Here is an 18,247-nt window from a genome sequence, read left to right as displayed (position 1 = left end):
ACGTCACACGGACCGGGCAGCGGGGATGAACATGGCGATGATGCGCCTGAGGCGCGAGGACCCGCGCGTCGTCGGCTCGTTCAAGCTTCACCGACGGCTCGGCGCGGGCGGGATGGGCGTTGTCTATCTGGGCTCCGACAAGAAGGGACAGCGGGTCGCCCTGAAGGTGATCCGGCCCGACCTGGCGGAGGATCAGGAATTCCGGTCGCGGTTCGCGCGTGAGGTCTCGGCCGCGCGACGGATCAGGGGTGGCTGCACCGCCCGGCTGGTCGCGGCGGATCTGGACGCCGACCGGCCGTGGTTCGCCACGCAGTACGTGCCCGGGCCCTCCCTGCACGACAAGGTCGCCGACGAGGGTCCGCTGGGGGCCGCGCAGGTCGCCGCCATCGGGGCGGCCCTGTCCGAAGGACTGGTCGCCGTCCACGAGGCCGGGGTCGTCCACCGGGATCTGAAGCCGTCCAACATCCTGCTCTCCCCCAAGGGACCGCGGATCATCGACTTCGGCATCGCCTGGGCCACCGGCGCCTCCACACTCACCCACGTCGGTACGGCGGTCGGCTCCCCCGGCTTCCTCGCGCCGGAGCAGGTGCGCGGAGCCGCGGTCACCCCGGCCACGGACGTGTTCTCGCTCGGCGCCACGCTCGCCTACGCCTCGATGGCCGACTCCCCCTTCGGGCACGGCAGTTCCGAGGTGATGCTGTACCGCGTCGTGCACGAGGAGGCACATCTGCACGGCGTGCCGGACGCCCTGGCCCCGCTCGTCCGGGCGTGCCTCGCCAAGGACCCCGAGGAGCGGCCCAGCACTCTCGACCTCTCGCTGCGGCTGAAGGAGATCGCCGCCCGTGAGGCCCAGGGCCAGTCGGACGTGCGGCCGCCCGCGCCGCGCGCCGGTGAGGCGGACCGGCCCACCGGGCGGCTGCACGACACGACGTACCCGGACCGCGCCCAGCGGCGTCCGCAGGGACAGCCGGGTGGCGCGCCGGGGACTCCGGCCCCCCGTGGGGCGGCCACCCCCTCGCGGGGACCGGCGCCGGTGCGCGGCGGCGGGGCCCCCTCACGCGGCGGCGGCCCCTCGCGGGGCGGCACACCGTCACGCAATGGCAGCGCCTCGCGGGGCGGCAGCGCCTCACGCGGTGGGGGTACGGCGTCCCGGCCGGGGGCCCGGCCCACGCCCGCCTCGCGGAACACGCCGGTGCCCCGCTCCCGCCCCGGCACCGGGAGCCGTCCCGCGCCGCGCAGCGGTACCGGTCGTCCGGGCCCCAGGAACACCGGGACCGGGCGACGGCCGGCCAATCCGCGGCTGCTGCGGCAGCGGCTGTTCGTGTTCGTCGTGGTGACGCTGCTCGTGGCGCTCGGCATCGGCGTGGTGCAGGGCTGCCAGGGACCGGCCCGGGGGCTCGGGGGCAGCGGTGGCGGTGACGTCGTACGGCCGGGGCAGGCGGAACAGGTGCGGCAGGGCGCGTACGACGGTGAGGGCCGGAGCCCGCAGCGCTAATGCGTGGGGCGGCCCGTCGCCACCGCGTAGAAGGCGACCGCCGCCGCGGCGCCCACGTTGAGGGAGTCGACGCCGTGTGACATCGGGATGCGAACCCATTCGTCGGCGGCGACCAGGGCCTGGGTGGACAGGCCGTCGCCCTCGGCGCCGAGCATGAGGGCGACCCGGTCCATCTTGTGGGGGGCGGCCTCGTCGAGGGACCTGGCCTTCTCGTCGGGGGTGAGGGCGAGCAGGGTGAAGCCGGCCTCGCGGACCGAGTCGAGGCCCTTGGGCCAGGTGTCGAGGCGGGCGTAGGGGACCGAGAAGACCGCGCCCATGGAGACCTTCACGCTACGGCGGTAGAGCGGGTCCGCGCAGTCCGGTGAGAGCAGGACCGCGTCCATGCCGAGGGCGGCGGCCGAGCGGAAGATCGCGCCGATGTTGGTGTGGTCGTTGACCGACTCCATGACGACGACGCGGCGGGTGGTGCGCAGCAGTTCGGCCGCCGTCGGCAGGGGCTTGCGCTGCATGGACGCCAGCGCGCCGCGGTGCACGTGGTAGCCGGTGACCTGCTCGGCCAGCTCGGGGCTGACCGCGTAGACGGGGGCCGGGAGCTCGTCGATGACGTCGCGCATGACGTCGACCCACTTGGCCGAGAGCAGCATCGAGCGCATCTCGTAGCCCGCTTCCTTGGCCCTTCTGATGACCTTCTCGCCCTCGGCGATGAACAGGCCCTCCGCGGGCTCGCGCTTGCGGCGCAGCTCGACGTCGGTCAGGCCCGTGTAGTCGCGCAGGCGCGGGTCGTCGGGATCCTCAACGGTGATGAGATCGGCCACAGGGTGATACTGCCTTGTCCTGGGTGTGGTGCCAACGGCTTGGTACAGACTGGGTTACCCGCGGTTACTCGGTGGCCCGCGGCCCCACCCCGACCACCTCGCCGATGACGATGACCGCCGGGGGCTTCACGTCCTCGGCGCGGACCGTCTCCGCGACCGTGGCGAGGGTCGCGTCGACCCGGCGCTGGGCTGCCGTGGTGCCCTCCTGGACCAGGGCGACCGGGGTGTCGGCCGACTTCCCGTGCGCGACGAGCGTCTCCGCGATCCTGCCGATCTTGTCGACGCCCATGAGGATCACCAGCGTGCCGGTGAGCCTGGCGAGGGACGGCCAGTCGACCAGGGAGCGCTCGTCGTCGGGGGCGACATGGCCGCTGACCACCGTGAACTCGTGGGCGACGCCGCGGTGGGTGACCGGGATGCCCGCCGCGCCCGGAACCGAGATCGAGCTGGAGATGCCCGGGACGACGGTGCAGGTGATGCCGGCCTCGGCGAGGGCCTGGAGCTCCTCCATGCCGCGGCCGAAGACGTACGGGTCGCCACCCTTGAGGCGGACGACCGACTTGCCCTGCTTCGCGTGCTCGATCAGCGCGTTGTTGATGGCCTCCTGGGCCATGAAGCGGCCGTACGGGATCTTCGCCGCGTCGATCACCTCGACGTGCGGCGGGAGTTCGGCGAGGAGGTCGCGCGGGCCGAGGCGGTCCGCGATGACGACGTCCGCCTCGGCGAGGAGGCGACGGCCGCGGACCGTGATCAGGTCGGGGTCGCCGGGGCCGCCGCCGACGAGGGCGACGCCCGGGGTGCGGGTGCGGTGGTGGGGGGCGACGAGGGTGCCGTCGCGCAGGCCCTCCACGACCGCGTCGCGAATGGCGGCGGTGCGGCGGGGGTCGCGGCCGCGGGCGTCGGAGGTGAGGACGGCCACCGTCACTCCCTCCGAGGTGCCGGTGGCTGGGGTCCACGCGGTCGCCTGGTCGGCGTCGTCGGAGCGGACGCACCAGACGCGGTGGCGCTCCGCTTCGGCCGAGGCGCGGGTGTTGGCCTCGGTGTCGCTGGTCGCGATGAGGGCGTACCAGGCGTCGGCGAGGTCGCCTTCGGCGTAGGGCCGCTGGTGCCAGGTGAGCTCGCCCGCGTCCGCCATCGCTTCGACGGACGGGGTGGCCTCGGGAGACACGAGGTGGATGTCGGCGCCTGCCGCGATGAGGGCGGGGAGGCGGCGCTGGGCCACCTGGCCGCCGCCGAGGACGACTACGCGGCGGCCGGTGAGGCGGAGGCCCACGGGGTAGGCGGGGTGTTCGGCCATGAGGGTGTGGCTCCTCTTGGTGGCGGTGCGGTGGCCCTGACGTGCGGATTTTACGGCGCGGGCAGGGACGGCGGTTCAGGTGTCCGGTGGCTGGGCGTCGTTGCGGAGTGCACGGCTGGGGGTGCACCTCGACGAGGGGGCCGGTACCGCCGTACCGGAACCCCCCTGTGCCTTTCGGACACCGCTACTTCTCAGTCACCCCAGCCGAGTCGAACGTCGCCACCTCGTGCATGGCGCGGGCCGTGCTCTGGACCAACGGGAGGGCCAGGAGGGCGCCGGTGCCCTCGCCGAGGCGGAGGTCGAGGTCGACCAGCGGGCGCAGACCCAGCTTGTTCAACGCGGCCACATGGCCCGGCTCCGCGCTGCGGTGGCCGGCGATGCAGGCCGCGAGGACCTCGGGGGCGATCGCGCGGGCCACCAGGGCGGCGGCGCCCGCGCTGACGCCGTCCAGGATCACCGGCGTACGCAGGGAGGCGCCGCCGAGGAGGAGGCCGACCATCGCCGCGTGTTCGAAGCCGCCGATCGCGGCGAGGACGCCGATGGGGTCGGCCGGGTCCGGCTGGTGGACGTCGAGGGCGCGGCGGACGACCTCGGTCTTGCGGGCGAGGGTCTCGTCGTTGATGCCGGTGCCGCGGCCGGTGACCTCGGCGGGGTCGGCGCCGGTGAAGACGGAGATCAGCGCCGCGGACGCGGTCGTGTTCGCGATGCCCATCTCGCCCGTGAGGAGCGCCTTGTTGCCGGCGGCCACGAGGTCGCGGGCCGTCTCGATGCCCACCTCGATGGCCTGCTTGGCCTCCTCGCGGGTCATCGCGGGGCCGGTGGTCATGTCGGAGGTGCCCGCGCGGACCTTGCGGGGCAGCAGTCCGGGGGTCGCGGGGAGGTCCGCCGCCACACCCACGTCCACGACGCAGACCTCGGCGCCCACCTGGGTGGCGAACGCGTTGCAGACGGCGCCGCCGCCGAGGAAGTTGGCGACCATCTGGGCCGTCACCTCCTGCGGCCACGGGGTGACCCCCTGCGCGTGCACACCGTGGTCACCAGCGAAGATCGCGACGGCCGCGGGCTCCGGGATCGGCGGCGGGCACTGGCGGGACAGGCCGGACAGCTGCGCGGAGATGATCTCCAGCATGCCGAGCGCGCCGGCCGGCTTGGTCATGCGCTTCTGCCGCTCCCATGCCTCGCCGAGCGCCTTGGCGTCCAGCGGGCGGATCTGCGCGACGGTCTCGGCGAGCAGGTCGTGGGGCTCCTCTCCGGGCAGGGCGCGTCGGCCGTACGTCTCCTCGTGGACCACCCACGACAGCGGGCGGCGCTTGGACCAGCCCGCCTGCAGCAGCTCGGGCTCGTCCGGGAACTCGTCGACGTACCCCACGCAGAGGTAGGCGACGACCTCCAGGTGCTCGGGCAGGCCGAGGGCGCGGACCATCTCGCGCTCGTCGAAGAAGCTGACCCAGCCGACGCCGAGCCCCTCGGCGCGGGCCGCGAGCCACAGGTTCTCCACCGCGAGCGCGGAGGAGTACGGGGCCATCTGCGGCTGGGTGTGACGGCCCAGCGTGTGACGGCCGCCGCGGGTGGGGTCGGCGGTGACGACGATGTTCACCGGGGTGTCGAGGATGGCCTCGATCTTCAGTTCCTTGAACTGCTTCGCCCGGCCCTTCGGGAGTGACTTCGCGTAGGCCTCGCGCTGCCGCATGGCCAGTTCGTGCATCGTGCGCCGGGTCTCGGCGGAGCGGATGACGACGAAGTCCCAGGGCTGGGAGTGGCCCACGGAGGGCGCGGTGTGCGCCGCCTCCAGGACGCGGAGCAGCACCTCGTGCGGGATGGGATCGCTGCGGAAGCCGTTGCGGATGTCTCGCCGTTCGCGCATGACCTTCAGGACGGCCTCGCGTTCGGCTTCGTCGTAGGCGGGCGCGGCCGGGCCGGTGGACTCTCTCGTTTCTTCCACTGCGGCCTTGCTCTCTTCCTGGTCGGCGGCCCTGGTGTCCAGGTCCTCCGCGTTCTGTACGACGTCGGGGTCGGGCTCCGGGTCCGCCCCGCGGGGGGCGGGGACCATGGCCGCGTGGCCCTCCGGGGGGAGGGGGTGGGGCGGGGTCGGGGCCAGGTGCGGGGTCGTTGGCACTGAGCCGTCGACCGGGACGAACTGCCCCAGCGGGCCGCTCTGTTCGGGGCTCGCGGGGATGGCGCCGGGAAGGACGGGGGTGTTCTCGTCGGGGCCGGAGGCGGTGACGGGGGTGGGCTCCGCCGGGTGGGCGGACGGCTGTTGTACGTCGCCGGCTGCGGCCTCCGTTGGCTGGGCGTCCTGCTCCGGGTGGGCGACCTGCTCCGGCTGCGGGGATCGCGCGAGGTGCGGGTCTGCCTCCGTGGTGGGGGCGGTGGCCGACACCGGCATGTGCAGGGGGCCCTGGTTGAGGTCCGGGGCTGCGCTCGGCTGGGCGGCGTCCGCTCTCTGCGGGGCCGCCTCGGCCGAGGCGGCGGCAGCGGGGGGCGCGAACTCGTCCACGGGGTGCGGCGGGTCCGCCGTTCCCGCTGCTGCGGGGAAGGGCACGGGCTCGGGAGTGGGGGCTGTGGGCCCCGTGGCAGGGGTGGCCGCGGCGGGCACTGCTTCTTCGGCAGCGGCCGCAACGCCGGGATCGGTCGCCTCGGTCACGGGCGTGGCCGCGGCGAGGTTGGTCGGCTCGGGCGCAGGGCTGGCCTCGGCGGGCGCGGTCGCATCAGGCGCGGGGGTGGCGGCGCCGGGTGCTGACTGGTCGGCCGTAGACACGGTCGAGTCAGGTGTGGTCGGCTCGGGCGCAGGGCTGGCCTCGGCGAGCACGGTCGCATCAGGCGCGGGGGTGGCGGCGCCCGGTGCTGACTGGTCGGCCGCAGGCACGGTCGAGTCAGGTGTGGTCGGCTCGGGCGCAGGGCTGGCCTCGGCGAGCACGGTCGCATCAGGCGCGGGGGTGGCGGCGCCGGGTGCTGACTGGTCGGCCGTAGACACGGTCGAGTCAGGTGTGATCGGCTCGGGCGCATGCGTGGCCTCGGCGGGCGCGGTCGACTCCGGCGCAGGCGTGGCCGCGGAGGGTGCGGTCACATCAGGCACGGGTACGCCGGGTGCGGTCGCGTCAGGTGCGGCCGCGTCAGGTGCGGCCGCGTCAGGTACGGGCGCGTCAGGTACGGGCGCGGGTACGCCCGGAGTGGTCGGCTCAGCATCAGGCGTGGCCGCGGCGGGTGCGGGCGGCTCAGGAGCGGCCCCTTCCGGCACGGCTGCGGTCGCCTCGGGAACGGGCCCTGTCTCCGGGGCGGTCTGCTCGGCGGCGGACTCCGCCGCGGGCGGGGCCGTTTCGGCGGCCTCCGCGGTCTGCTGGGGGACGGCCTCGGCGGCAGGCGCGGTGTCGGTCATACCCTGGTCAACTGCCTGCGGCGGCTCGGGTACGGCCGCCTCCGGCGCCGGAGCGTTCTCGGGGGCGATGGCTCCCCCACCGACGTGCGGGGCCTCGGCGACAACTCCCTCAGCACCGTCCACCCCCGCACCGGCATGCCCGCTCTCCGCTACGGCGTTCCGCGCGTCGTCCGCCGAGGCGTGCGCGGGCTCGGGGCTCCGCTCCGCCTCGGGTGCCGGTGCGGCTTCCCTGTGGACGGCGTCGGTGGTGGTCGCGGTCTCAGCGACGGGGGCGCCCGCGGGCACGTGCGCGGCGACGGCCGGGGCTTCGCCGAGGGACTGGCCGCCCTCAGCGACAGCGGCGTCCGGAGCCTCGGTCCGGCCGGTCACGGCACCGCCGTCGGCGACGGGCCCGACCTCGGGAACAGCGCCCTCAGTCACCTCACCGGCGCCCTCGGCAACCGGTCCACCCGGAACAACGGCTTCGGCAACCACATCGGGGCCCGGAACAGCCCCCTCGGCAACGACCTCGGCGCCCGCATCGGCGCCCCCGGTCGCCTCGCCGGCGGCCTCCACGACCGGCCCGGCCGCCAAGGCATCGTCGGCGGCGTCCCCGGCGGCCTGCCCGGACGCGGCAACAGCCGCAGCCTCGGCAACAGCGGCTTCCGCGGTCCGGGCCTCGGGAACACTCTCCGCGCCCGCGTCGCCCTCGACGGTCGGCGCCACAGCGGCCCCGGCCTCGGCGACGTCCGCCGTCACACCGTCCTCGGCAACCTCCGGCGCTGCGAAGGCCGCTGCCGCTTCCTCCGCCGGCTGCGAAGCCGTGGCAGCCACCGCCTCCGTCGCGACGCGGGTCACGACGGCCTGGGCCGCGCCGACCGTGGGCTCCGCTGCCGGAACAACCGTTTCGGCAGGGGTGGCCCCCGCGCTCACCTGGGTCTGCGCCACGGCCTGGGCGCCCCACGGCGCGGCGCCCTGAGGGGGCACGTCGAGGTATTCGGGGCCGATGGTCGGCGGGCCGGGGTGGCGTACCGGGGCGCCCGCGGGGCCTCGGTCGGCCAGGGAGCGGACCGGGCTGGCGGAGGTGTCGGGGATGGGCGGGCCGAGGTGCAGGGGGCGGCGGGGCTGGACCGGGGCCGAGGGGGGCGTCGGGTTGGGCAGGCGGACCGCGCTGAGGTCGACGGAACCGCTGTCCCGGCCGGACATCTCGTGCGGGCCGGGTTCGTGGACGGCCTCGACGACCGGCTCCGGCGCCGGCGGGGCCACCTCGTTGCCCCAGGCGCTCTGGGCGCCCGGCAGAAGCAACAGGTCCTCGTCCTCGGCGGTGGTCTCGGAGAGGTAGGCGTACGCGCCGGGTGCGGAGACGCCCGGCTGTTCCACCGTGCCTGCGCTCTCCGGCAGTCCCTCGCTGGGGACCTGGCCGGTGTCCGTCATGCGTACCCCTCGCCCATCGGTTAGTGCTCCTACGACCTGCTCACCCGGGACGGCGCACCGACCGCCCCGTAGTGAAGAACGAGCGTGCGTGCCCAGCGGCACGAACGACCCGTCCGGAAAAGGCGACAAAGCCATTCAGTGGCATTGTCGCGGTCGTTCCCCCGTCACGACAGCATGATCCGCGACGGTCCGCTGTGGACTGCGCCACGTTGCGCGTCCTCCGGTTCTGCCGTACCACACCCGCCCCAAAAGGGGCGTGTTTTCCGGACATTGGCGAACGAATTTCCGGGCCACCCGGTGCGGTACAACGATCGGCCAGCCTACCGCGCGCGGTACGACAACAGGATCACGGGGCGCGATCCGGCAGTACCCCGCTGAGCAGGAACGAGACGCTCCGCTCCTTCTCCGTCCAGGCCTTGATGTCGAGTTCCACGGACTGCAGGAGCGCGCACTCGGCGACATAGCCGTGTTCGGTCAGGGTGCGGCCGACGAGTTCGGCGACGTCGCGGCTCACGGCGTGCGCGACGATGCGCTGGGGGCGCCGGTCGGCGACCGCGGAGACCACCGCCGCTCCCCCGCCGCCGATACGGACGACATCCGGTTCGGGCAGGTTCTCCAGGATGTGCGGGGCGGCGCCGTGGACGATCTGGAGCTGGACTCCGAAGCGGCGGGCGGCGGCGTCGGTGCGCGCGCAGGCGTGCCGGTCGTGGTCGACGGCGAGTACGGCGGCTCCGGCCCGGGCGGCCTCGACGGCGAACGCGCCGCCGCCGCAGCCGATGTCCCACACGAGGTCGCCCACGCGCGGGCCGAGGCGGGCGAGTTGGGCGGCGCGGAGCAGCTCCGTCTCGCCCTCGCCGAGCTGTCCGCCGTAGGCCTCGGCGGGCAGGGCCCAGCCGCGTGGGCCGGTGCCGGGGTCGCGTCCGGAGATCCAGCCGCCGTCGTCCCCGGCGCCGACGAAGCCACCGATGACGATGACGACATTGGGGTCGCGCCAGGTGTGGTCGGCGGCCTTCTCGGAGGTGACGACGCTGACCTGTTCGCGATCGGTGCCGAGTTCCTCGCAGATGACGAAGGTGCGGTGGACGCCCTCGAGGAGCAGGCCGAGTTCGGCGGGGCCCGCGCCGGGTGAGGTGAGGACGGCGACCTTGGTGTGGGCGCGGCACACGTTCACGGCGCGTCGCAGGGTCCGCCGGTGTGCGACGACCACCTGGGCGTCGTCCCAGGGCATGCCCGCACGAGCGAAGGCCGCGGCGACGGAGGAGACGGCGGGGACGACTTCGACCTCGAGGCCGAACTCGGGGGCGCGCAGGGTCCGTACGACTCCGAAGAACCCGGGGTCGCCGTCGGCGAGCACGACCGCGCTGCCGCGGTGGGCGGCGATGCGGCGGGCGGCGAGGGAGACGCTGCCGAGGCGGATGCGTTCGGCGGCGGGGGGCACCTCGGGCAGTGCCAGGTGGTGGGCGGCGCCGGCCACGAGCGTCGCGGCGCCCAGGGCGGCGCGTGCCGCCGCGGTCAGCGGCGAGCCGTCCCAGCCGATCACCGTGACCCGGTCGGCCATCGTCGTCAGTCTCCTGGAGGTTTCACGCAGGTCGTCAGTGGCCGGCCCGTGGGCGGGCGGGCTCCGTGAGGGTACCTGGTCGCGCCGGGAGCGAGCGGAGGCGGCTGTGCCGGCTTCGGTCCGGGTGGGTCAGTTCCAGTCGGAGTACGTGGTGAAGTCGCCGCTCTCGGCGAGCTGCTCCCCCGCGCCCTCCAGATCCTCCGGAAGGAGGCTCCACACGATGAAGTCGGTGCGGACGTCGGTCCACGTGCCGTCCTCGGCACGTGCGCGGGCTATGCAGGCGTTGCGCAGCACGCCCTCGCTGATACAGCCGATCTTCTGGGCGACCTGCTGGGAGGCGGTGTTGCCGGCCGCCGTGCGCAGTTCGATGCGCTCGAACTTCTGGTCCGTGAAGAGCCACTGGGCGGTGGCGAGGGCGGCCTCCGAGGCGTAGCCCTCGCCGCGGGCCCAGGGGGCGATGATGTACGACAGCTCGGTGGAACGGATGTGCCAGTTGGTCCTGCCGAGCTGGATGACGCCGACCAGGCGCTGGGTGAGGAACTCGGTGACCGCGAGGTCGAGGCCGCGTCCCGCGGTGCGTTGGGTGAGGGCGTGGCCGGTGACCCAGGTGCGGGCGCCGTCCTCCGTGAACGGCTGGGGGACGTCGGTCCAGGCCGCGACCTGCTCGTCGTTCATCATCGCAGTCAGGGCGGCGACGTCGTCCTCGTCGAGGGGACGCAGCACCAACCGCTCCGTGCTGATGGAGATGTTGGGGAAGGTGCTCGTCATGCGCCGCTCCGTAACCTTCGAAACCTTCAGGGCCTTGCTGAACTGCCCAGCATGCAGCATGAAAGCACTGGACCGCACCCCTGGGGTCCACTCCCGGTGAGCGAGCGGACCCCGTGGGTGGTCATGGGCGGTGTTCGAGTCCGTACGGGGCTCAGAACGACGGCAGGACCGAGCCGGCGTACTTGTCCTCGATGAACTTCTTCACCTCGGGGGAGGTGAGGAGCTTGGCGAGCTTGGTGACGCGCGGGTCCTTCTCGCTGCCCTTCTTGACGGCGAGGAAGTTGCCGTAGGGGTTGTCCTTCGGGGACTCCAGGACGAGGGCGTCGTCGGCGGGCTTGAGGTCCGCCGCGATCGCGTAGTTGCCGTTGACGACGGCGGCGTCCACGTCGTTCAGCGAGCGCGGGGTCTGGGCGGCCTCCAGCTCCTTGAACTTGAGCTTCCTGGGGTTCTTGGCGATGTCCGCGGGGGTCGCCGAGTTGCCCGCGCCGTCCTTGAGGGTGATGAGACCGTTGGCGGCGAGCAGCTTCAGGGCGCGCGCCTCGTTGACGGTGTCGTTCGGGACGGCGACGGTGGCGCCGCTCTTGAGTTCGTCGACCTTCTTGAACTTGTTCGAGTAGAGGCCGAGGGGCTCCAGGTGAACCGTGACGACGGGCACGATGTCGGTGCCGTTCTTCTTGTTGAAGTCGTCGAGGTACGGCTGGTTCTGGAAGTAGTTGGCGCCCACGGAGCCGTCCTGCGTCGCCGTGTTCGGCGTGACGTAGTCGGTGAACTCCTTGACCTCCAGGTCGAGGCCCGCCTTCTTCGCCAGGTTGTCCTTGACGAAGTTCAGGATCTCGGCGTGCGGGGTGGGGCTCGCGGCGACGACCAGCGGGCCGTCGGTGGAGGCGGAGTCCTTGTCCGCGCCGCAGGCGGTGAGCCCGAGGGTGAGGGCTCCTGCGGCGAGGACGGCGGTGGTGAGCTTGGCGGTGTTACGCACGAAAAGTGCCTTTCCTGATGGGTGGTACGGCCCCGTGAGTGGGTGGACGGGGAGTCTTGGGGGGCAGGCGGGTGCTCAGGCGACCTTGCTGATGTCCGCGGTGGCGGATTCCCTGGCCTTGAGCAGGCGCAGCTTCGGCGCGGGGCCCGAGCGTCCGCCGCGGTGGTGCAGGGAGCGGGCCGCGTAGTCGCCGGCGAACTGGATGACCGAGATGACGACGGCCAGGATCGCGACGGTGATCCACATGAGGTCGGTCTCGAAGCGCTGGTAGCCGTAGCGGATGGCGATGTCGCCGAGTCCGCCGGCGCCGACCGTCCCGGCCATCGCGGAGTAGCCGATGAGGGCGACGATCGTGGTGGTGGTACTGGCGATCAGCGAGGGCAGCGCCTCGGGTACGAGGACCTTGCGGACGATGGTCCAGGTGTTGCCGCCCATCGACTGCACGGCTTCGACGAGCCCGCCGTCCACTTCGCGGACAGCCGTCTCGACGAGGCGCGCGAAGAACGGGATGGCGCCGATCGCCAGCGGCACGATGGCGGCCTCGCGGCCGATGGTCGTCCCGGTGATCGAGCGCGTGAAGTTCATCAGCGCGACCATCAGGATGATGAACGGCATCGAGCGGGCGACGTTCACGATCTGCCCGATGACCCGGTTGACGAGGACGTTCTGCAGGAGTCCGCCCCGGTCGGTGAGGACCAGCAGCACGCCGAGCGGGAGTCCGCCGGCGACGGCGATGAGCGTGGACCAGCCGACCATGTAGAGGGTGTCCCAACACGCCTGGGACAGCAGGGGCTGCATGTCGGACCAGGTCACTTGGCACCTTCCTTCACCAGCACGGAGCTCTGATCCGCGGCGCCCACGACGTCGATCTGGAGGCCCTGTTCGCGCAGGAATCCGATGGGCACGACGTTGTCCTCGTAGTGGCCGGGCAGTTCGATGCGCATCCGGCCCACCTGGAGGCCGCCGACGGTGTCGATGGCGGCGCCGAGGATCGCTATGTCGATGTTGTAGGTGCGCGAGAGCTGGGAGATGACGGGCTGCGTGGCGGCCTCCCCCTGGAAGGTGACGTCGACGACCGTACGGTCCTCGCCCGCGGCCGCGCCGCCGAGGGGGAAGAGGGCGGAGGCCAGCTCGGAGCCGGGGGTGGCGAGCAGTTCGCTGACCGTGCCGGCCTCGACGATGCGACCCCGCTCCATGAGGGCGGCCGAGTCGCAGACGCTCTTGACGACGTCCATCTCGTGGGTGATGAGCAGGACGGTCAGGCCCAGCTGCCGGTTCAGGTCGCGCAGCAGCTGGAGGATGGAGCGGGTGGTCTCCGGGTCGAGGGCGCTGGTGGCCTCGTCGGAGAGCAGCACCTTGGGGTCGCCGGCGAGGGCGCGCGCGATGCCGACGCGCTGCTTCTGACCGCCGGACAGTTGGGCCGGGTAGGCCTTGGCCTTGTCGGCGAGACCGACCAGGTCGAGCAGTTCGAGCGCCTTGCGGGAACGTTCCTTCCCGGACCTGCCGAGGATCTCCAGCGGCAGCTCGACGTTGTCCTGCACGGTCCGCGAGGAGAGCAGGTTGAAGTGCTGGAAGACCATGCCGATACGGCTGCGCGCCTGCCGCAGCTCACGGCCGGCCCGGGGGCCGCGGCCGGCGAGCGCGGTGAGGTCCTGGCCTGCGACGGTGACCGTGCCGGAGGTGGGGCGCTCCAGCAGGTTGACGCAGCGGATGAGTGAGGACTTGCCGGCGCCGGACTGGCCGATGACGCCGTACACCTCGCCTTCCCGGACGTGCAGGTCGACGCCGTCCAGGGCGGTGACCTCTCGTCCGCGGGAGCGGTAGACCTTGGTGAGGCCCGATGTGGTGATCACTGGGGTTTCCGTCACTGTCGAGTGGGCGGGCATGGGTGTGCCCGCACAGGGGGGCATACGGGCCGCGCACAGTTCTCGTCTGTGCCGTGCTACCGGGGAGAACCTGTGCGCGGGGCGGCTTCAGTCACGTACGGCACACGCGCACGGACATGCCAAGGCGTCTCGCTTCGGGGCGCGAGGCTCGGGGGTGGTGCAGGGGCCCTCTAGAAGGCGCACATTCGACACATACAACGAGCACCGGGCGTCAGGGTCGCCTCGGTCGCAAGGGTGCGGCAGCTCGTGGTGGTCATGCGATCAGTAAAGCAGACGCATGGTCCTGACCAAGCACAGCTGTCCGCATGCTGGACAGTGGTGGACAACAGCCCAAGGCCGCGGGACCGAGTGCGGGCCCGGCGACAGAGGGCCATTTCGGCCGTAATAAGGTCGCTGCATGCTTGATGCCCTGACGCTGGCGACCGGCGTCGCCGCGCTGCTGCTCGCCGCATGGTCCGGCTGGGCGGCCTACCGTGACCAGCCCACGAAGGACTGGCACTTCATCGGGATGGCCGTGGTCTCGGTGCTGGCGCTGGTCCAGCTGATCGTCGGGATCGTGCAGCTGGCGCGGGGCGAGAAGCCGGAGCAGGGGACGACGATCTTCGTGGCGTACCTGCTCGGGGCGTTCGCCTGCGTCCCGGCGGCGGGCTTCATGTCACTGGCGGAGCGGACCCGGTGGGGATCGGTGACGGTCGCCGCCGGCGGTGTGGTGCTGGCGGTGCTGGAGGTGCGGCTCTATGACATCTGGGGCGGGTGAGATGGAAGCGACCAGAACGCGGTTGATCAGCGGGCCGGGCATCGTGCTGGTGTGGCTGTACGGCGTGATGGTCGTCGGCGCGGTGTCGCGGTCCGTGTACCAGATCGCGACGGAGTTCGACCGGGCGCCGCTGGCCTACGCACTGTCGGCCGTCGCCGGGGTGGTGTACGGGTTCATCACGTACTCGCTGGTCAGGGGCGGGGAGACGGCCCGTAGGGCGGCGGTGGTGTGCTGTGCGGCCGAGCTGGCGGGCGTGTTGATCGTGGGGACGTGGACGCTGGTGGAGCCGTCCGCGTTTCCCGACGCGACGGTGTGGTCGAAGTACGGGATGGGGTACGTGTTCATCCCCGTGCTGCTGCCGTTGTCCGCGCTGTACTGGTTGCGGAAGGCGCGCGGGGAGCAGCGGGAGGACTGAGGGGCGTCGGGGGCCGCGGGCCGTGTGCGGCTGGTCGCGCCCACGCGGCGGAGCCGCACATCGACACAGCCTCGCGCCCCCTTCTGGTCACGCCGTCTGCGCGTACGCCCCGGCCGGCTTCTCCAGGACGATCATGAGTACGCCGTCGTTGCCCTGGGACGTGCCCACCGTTTCGTAGCCCACGCGGCGGTACAGGCGGAGGTTGTTCTCGCTGCGGTGGCCCGTGTGGAGGCGGAACTTCGTGGCGCCGCGTTCCTCGGCCAGGGCCGACTCGGCGGCGCGGAGGAGCCTCGCGCCGATGCCGTGACCCTGGAGGCGCGGGTGGACGCAGAGCCTGCCGATGGCGGCGGCGCCGTCCTCACTGACGCTGCCGCGGACCGAGCCCACGACCTCCTCGCCGAGCCGGGCGACGAAGACGCAGTCGGAGACGACCTCCTGGCGCACCGAGTCCAGGGTTTGGACGAGCGGGTCGATGCGGTAATTGCCATACAGCGCCGCTTCGCTCTGGAAGCACAGGTACTGCAGTCTGAAGATCTGCTCGGCATCCTGCTCGGTCGCCACCGAGATGGTCACGCTCATGCCCATGTGCGCACGCCTCCCGCTCATCTGATCGCCGGTCGTCCCTCACTCCTATCCCCGTGCATCACCGGCCGCAACCTCCGATGCGAGCAAACGACGTAGACATCCCAGACATCTGGAACGTTCCGGTCCGAGACTTCCCTGTGAGATACCCAACTCCCCCGCGATCTCCCGGTATGTGAGGTCCCTCGGGGACAGCAGGGCGACCATCAGACGGGGACAGCGGCCGGGCAGCCGGCGCACCGCCTCGCGCAGGGCGCGGCGGCGGGCCGCGGCGAGGGCGAGATCCTCGGGACCGAGCGCGTTCACCTCGGCGGGCTCGGTGTCATACGGCCGTTCGACGCGGTGCGTACGGCGGGTGCGACGCGACTCGGCGCGGACGGCTCTGCGGAGCCAGCCCGGCGGGTCGAGCGGCGGGCCGTCGCTGTCCAGGCGCTCCAGGAGCCGGAGCCAGACCGCCTGTTCCAGGTCGCCGGGTTCGGTGCCGGTGGCGTGGGCCTCGGCGGAGGCCTCCGCCGCGAGCAGGGGGTGCAGGGCGGCGAGCAGGTCGTGCTTCATGTGCGGCTCGACGCGGCCGCCCGGGTGGAGGTTGCCCGGGCGGGCCGACTGTCACCCCAACGGGTCGATCAGCTGTTGACGAAGTCCTCGCGGGCCAGCAGACCCGTGTCGGGGTTGTCCGTGAAGACGCCGTCGATGCCCGTGGCGAAGTAGGTCTTGAAGGCGCCGAAGGGGTCACCGTAGGCGTCGGCGTCCGTGCCCTTGCGGAAGTTCGCGGGCAGGAAGGGGTTCTCGTTGCGCATGGTGTACGGGTGCAGGATCAGGCCCCGCTTGTGCGCGTCGGTCACGAGCGTGGTCGGCGTGGTGAGGTTGCCGTTCGCGTCCTTCGGGATGATCAGGTCGAGGGTCGGTCCGATGCCCTGCGCGTAGCCGGCGATCTCCCTGAGGCCCTTGGGCGTGACCAGGTCGGCGACCGTGCGCGGGTCACCGGTCTCGACGAAGTCCCAGGGGCGGCTGGTGGCGCTGGAGAGCAGGACGACCAGCGGGTTGTCGACCAGCTTGTTCAGGCGCTGGATGCTGGTCGGCTCGAAGGACTGGAGGATGACGGGCGAGTTCCGCTTGTCCTTGCCGTACTTGTGGAGCAGCTTGGCGACCCGCTCCTCGAGGCCCAGACCCAGCCTGCGGAAGTAGGTGGGGTGCTTGGTCTCGGGGTAGATCCAGACCTGCCGGCCCCGCTTGCGGGTCTGCTCGTCCTGCCACCTCAGGACCTCTTCGAAGGTGGGGATCTCCCAGCGGCCGTTGTAGAGGGTGTTGTGCGGGCGGTTGGCCGGAATGCGCTCGATCGCACGCAGCGTCTTCAGCTCGGCGAGCGTGAAGTCCTCGGTGAACCAGCCCGTGGTGGACACGCCGTCGAGGACCTTCGTGGTCCTGCGGTCGGCGAACTCGGGGTGGTCGGCGACGTTCGTGGTCCCGCCGATCTCCGGCTCGTGGCGGCAGACCAGATGACCGTCCTTGGTGGGCACGAGGTCACCGGCCTCGACGATGTCGGCGCCGAGGTCGAGGGCGAGCTCGTAGGAGCCGAAGGTGTGCTCCGGCCGGTAGCCGCTGGCCCCGCGGTGCCCGATGACCGTGGGCACGGGCAGGCTCTTCAGCCCGCCGCCCGAGTGCGACGCGCCCACCGCTCGCGCCGGTCCGGACATCCCGAGGACCGCTCCGCCGGCGCCGAGCACCGCCGCGCCGAGGAGCGCCCGTCGCCCGGTTGTACCCGTCTGTCCGTTCGACTCCTGCGTTCCCATGAGCGCCCTCCTTCGTCGGCCCTTCAGTGCGCGCTGATCGTAGGGGCGTGCACATGACGGAAGGGAGGCCTCGCGCGGAACACGCGGGTGACGCGTGATGTCGTGCGTGAGGCGAGTGGTGACGGTCCGTCGGCTTCGGGTGGGCCGACAGGGGTACGCGGAGGTCGGAGGCGGTCGGACCGCGGTGGGGCGATGTCCGTCACATCGTTGCGTCCCGGTTGCACGCGGGCGGCACAGGTGCGCCGCAGGTAAACGTACGTCAACAGTGCGTAAGACCTCGGTGTCCCGATGTGCGCCACCCCCGGGACCGCGAGTATCGTCCTCACCTGCACAGACTCATACAGTTCTCGGCATCGGAGGAACCGTTGTCCCGCTTCGCGCTCATCAAGGCAGTGCTCGGACCGATCATGCGCCTGATGTTCCGCCCCCGGGTGGAAGGCGTGGAGCACATCCCGGGGGACGGTCCGGTGATCCTCGCCGGAAACCACCTCACGTTCATCGACTCGATGATCCTCCCGCTGGTGTGCGACCGGCAGGTCTTCTTCATCGGCAAGGACGAGTACGTCACCGGCAAGAGCCTCAAGGGCCGGCTGATGGCCTGGTTCTTCACCGGCGTCGGCATGATCCCGGTGGACCGCGACGGCGGCCGGGGCGGTGTGGCCGCGCTGATGACCGGTCGTCGGGTTCTCGAGGAGGGCAAGGTCTTCGGCATCTATCCGGAGGGCACCCGCTCCCCCGACGGCCGCCTCTACCGCGGCCGCACCGGCATCGCCCGCCTCACCCTCATGACGGGGGCGCCCGTCGTCCCGTTCGCCATGATCGGCACCGACAAGCTCCAGCCGGGCGGCGCCGGCATGCCGCGCCCCGGCCGGGTCACGGTCCGCTTCGGCGAGGCGATGGAGTTCTCCCGCTACGACGGCATGGACCGCGACCGCTATGTGCTGCGGGCGGTGACCGACTCCGTGATGACCGAGGTCATGCGGCTGTCGGGGCAGGAGTACGTGGACATGTATGCGACGAAGGCGAAGGCCGCGTAGCGCCTTTGGCGGTCGGCCGTTCGTCGGGTGCGGGTGCCGTGTGGTCGTTCGCGCCCACGGGGCGGAACCGCACGTCCCCCGC

15 protein-coding genes are annotated in these 18,247 nt (G+C 72.3%); 4 read left to right on the top strand and 11 right to left on the bottom strand.

Translation table 11 applies throughout. From position 1 onward, the window contains the following. Window positions 1-25 precede the first annotated feature (25 nt). Window positions 26-1,495 carry a protein kinase gene (locus ACGFNV_RS26325; protein WP_393625667.1) on the top strand — a complete coding sequence of 490 codons (1,470 nt, stop codon included), beginning with the start codon at window positions 26-28 and terminating at the stop codon, window positions 1,493-1,495. Here ACGFNV_RS26325 and ACGFNV_RS26320 read toward each other — a convergent pair. The 8 genes from ACGFNV_RS26320 to ACGFNV_RS26285 form a co-directional block, all read right to left on the bottom strand. After that, window positions 1,492-2,310, bottom strand: coding sequence for a TrmH family RNA methyltransferase (locus ACGFNV_RS26320; RefSeq protein ID WP_393625455.1), 819 nt, complete (start codon window positions 2,308-2,310; stop codon window positions 1,492-1,494). The genes ACGFNV_RS26325 and ACGFNV_RS26320 overlap by 4 nt on opposite strands. Window positions 2,311-2,374: 64 nt before the next feature. Then, window positions 2,375-3,607 carry a uroporphyrinogen-III C-methyltransferase gene (gene cobA / locus ACGFNV_RS26315; protein ID WP_393625454.1) on the bottom strand — a complete coding sequence of 411 codons (1,233 nt, stop codon included), beginning with the start codon at window positions 3,605-3,607 and terminating at the stop codon, window positions 2,375-2,377. A gap of 184 nt (window positions 3,608-3,791) precedes the next feature. Continuing rightward, window positions 3,792-8,396 carry a nicotinate-nucleotide--dimethylbenzimidazole phosphoribosyltransferase gene (gene cobT, locus ACGFNV_RS26310; protein WP_393625453.1) on the bottom strand — a complete coding sequence of 1,535 codons (4,605 nt, stop codon included), beginning with the start codon at window positions 8,394-8,396 and terminating at the stop codon, window positions 3,792-3,794. Window positions 8,397-8,742: 346 nt separating this feature from the next. Further along, entirely contained in the window at window positions 8,743-9,954 is a 1,212-nt protein-coding gene (cbiE, locus tag ACGFNV_RS26305) for a precorrin-6y C5,15-methyltransferase (decarboxylating) subunit CbiE (RefSeq protein WP_393625452.1), read from the bottom strand. 129 nt (window positions 9,955-10,083) lie between these two features. Further along, window positions 10,084-10,722, bottom strand: a complete 639-nt coding sequence (locus ACGFNV_RS26300) for a GNAT family N-acetyltransferase (RefSeq protein ID WP_393625451.1) — start codon at window positions 10,720-10,722, stop codon at window positions 10,084-10,086. Window positions 10,723-10,873: 151 nt separating this feature from the next. Then, window positions 10,874-11,698 (bottom strand): MetQ/NlpA family ABC transporter substrate-binding protein, encoded by an 825-nt coding sequence (locus tag ACGFNV_RS26295; protein WP_393625450.1) that lies wholly within the window; start codon window positions 11,696-11,698, stop codon window positions 10,874-10,876. Window positions 11,699-11,773: 75 nt separating this feature from the next. Continuing rightward, window positions 11,774-12,511: a methionine ABC transporter permease gene (locus tag ACGFNV_RS26290; protein WP_393625449.1), complete on the bottom strand. Its 738-nt coding sequence runs from the start codon at window positions 12,509-12,511 to the stop codon at window positions 11,774-11,776. Next, window positions 12,508-13,551, bottom strand: a complete 1,044-nt coding sequence (locus ACGFNV_RS26285; protein ID WP_393625448.1) for a methionine ABC transporter ATP-binding protein — start codon at window positions 13,549-13,551, stop codon at window positions 12,508-12,510. Before ACGFNV_RS26285 ends, ACGFNV_RS26290 begins: the two co-directional genes overlap by 4 nt. 430 nt (window positions 13,552-13,981) lie before the next feature. Between ACGFNV_RS26285 and ACGFNV_RS26280 the strand changes: the two genes are divergently transcribed. Both ACGFNV_RS26280 and ACGFNV_RS26275 read left to right on the top strand, forming a co-directional pair. Continuing rightward, window positions 13,982-14,341 carry a hypothetical protein gene (locus ACGFNV_RS26280; RefSeq protein ID WP_393625447.1) on the top strand — a complete coding sequence of 120 codons (360 nt, stop codon included), beginning with the start codon at window positions 13,982-13,984 and terminating at the stop codon, window positions 14,339-14,341. After that, window positions 14,322-14,756, top strand: a complete 435-nt coding sequence (locus ACGFNV_RS26275) for a hypothetical protein (protein WP_208299069.1) — start codon at window positions 14,322-14,324, stop codon at window positions 14,754-14,756. Before ACGFNV_RS26280 ends, ACGFNV_RS26275 begins: the two co-directional genes overlap by 20 nt. A gap of 87 nt (window positions 14,757-14,843) precedes the next feature. On the opposite strand, the gene ACGFNV_RS26270 is transcribed toward ACGFNV_RS26275, so the two are convergent. From ACGFNV_RS26270 to ACGFNV_RS26260, 3 genes are all read right to left on the bottom strand, one after another. Continuing rightward, entirely contained in the window at window positions 14,844-15,341 is a 498-nt protein-coding gene (locus tag ACGFNV_RS26270) for a GNAT family N-acetyltransferase (protein WP_393625446.1), read from the bottom strand. A 45-nt stretch (window positions 15,342-15,386) separates the two neighbouring features. Next, window positions 15,387-15,893 carry an RNA polymerase sigma factor gene (locus ACGFNV_RS26265; protein WP_393625445.1) on the bottom strand — a complete coding sequence of 169 codons (507 nt, stop codon included), beginning with the start codon at window positions 15,891-15,893 and terminating at the stop codon, window positions 15,387-15,389. 68 nt (window positions 15,894-15,961) lie between these two features. Beyond that, window positions 15,962-17,128: a glycerophosphodiester phosphodiesterase gene (locus ACGFNV_RS26260; protein WP_393625444.1), complete on the bottom strand. Its 1,167-nt coding sequence runs from the start codon at window positions 17,126-17,128 to the stop codon at window positions 15,962-15,964. Between the two features lie 365 nt (window positions 17,129-17,493). On the opposite strand from ACGFNV_RS26260, the gene ACGFNV_RS26255 reads away from it, so the two are divergent. Beyond that, on the top strand, window positions 17,494-18,165 hold the full coding sequence (locus tag ACGFNV_RS26255; RefSeq protein ID WP_393625443.1) for a lysophospholipid acyltransferase family protein: 672 nt from the start codon (window positions 17,494-17,496) through the stop codon (window positions 18,163-18,165). Window positions 18,166-18,247 lie beyond the last annotated feature (82 nt).

The organism is Streptomyces sp. NPDC048751, from assembly GCF_043198595.1.
Lineage (GTDB): Bacteria > Actinomycetota > Actinomycetes > Streptomycetales > Streptomycetaceae > Streptomyces.
This window is presented reverse-complemented; position numbering and strand designations above follow the sequence as displayed.